The 671-nt window shown below is 47.7% G+C and carries 1 protein-coding gene and 1 pseudogene; one reads left to right on the top strand and one right to left on the bottom strand.

What is annotated here, in order from left to right:
• A partial coding sequence (locus AC1DUO_RS25890; protein WP_477989590.1) for a DUF4158 domain-containing protein occupies positions 1-405 on the bottom strand: 405 nt, incomplete at its 3' end.
• A 160-nt stretch (positions 406-565) separates the two neighbouring features.
• On the opposite strand from AC1DUO_RS25890, the pseudogene AC1DUO_RS25885 reads away from it, so the two are divergent.
• A pseudogene (locus AC1DUO_RS25885) lies at positions 566-671 on the top strand (recombinase family protein); the annotation flags it as partial.

Below are 671 nucleotides of genomic sequence, written 5' to 3'. Positions count from 1 at the left end.
AGTCCGCATTGCGTGGGGATAAAGGTGGCGAATACAGTTTTTTTGTAGCGCCCGGTTGAAGGGAGATAATTCCAGGTAGCGATAAAGTTCGGCCAGATGTTCCCAGCGAGTGACCTCTCTTGATGCATACTCGGCCCACAAATCAGGCAGAAGTTTCAAATGAGCCGCTAGCCGGGAAACAACCCCGTCGTGAGGGGAGATATTTTTGTCGGGAGGAAACCCCGGCCCTCTCAAGTAGCAAAGTAAAACAGCAAATCCCATGCGGTTAGCTGGCCTGCGGTGTTTATTAATAAGCGCGAGGTCAGGTTCACTCAAAAAGCACATGCGCGTCAGAAGAACGTCATCATCCGGCACAATCAGCAAGCGTTCTTTTTCTTCACTGCTGAGTATTTGTCTCCGTGGCATAAATGCTTCCTCTGCATATAGTTCATTTTAGTTATTGATTTGTACTGACCGAAACCGGTCGGTTTCGTACACTAGTCAGCCATACTGTCCGAAAGTGAGTGAATTCACTATCGGACATACGTTATAATTCGTACATCCTTTTCGTACAGAAAATATCCCTATGTCACGTGTTTTTGCTTACTGCCGGGTTTCGACTCTGGAACAGAACACTGAAAACCAGCGCAGAGAAATTGAGTCGGCAGGTTTTGCCATCAGACCCCAGCGAC

Source organism: Rahnella sp. P4_A8 (assembly GCF_056402435.1).
This window is presented reverse-complemented; position numbering and strand designations above follow the sequence as displayed.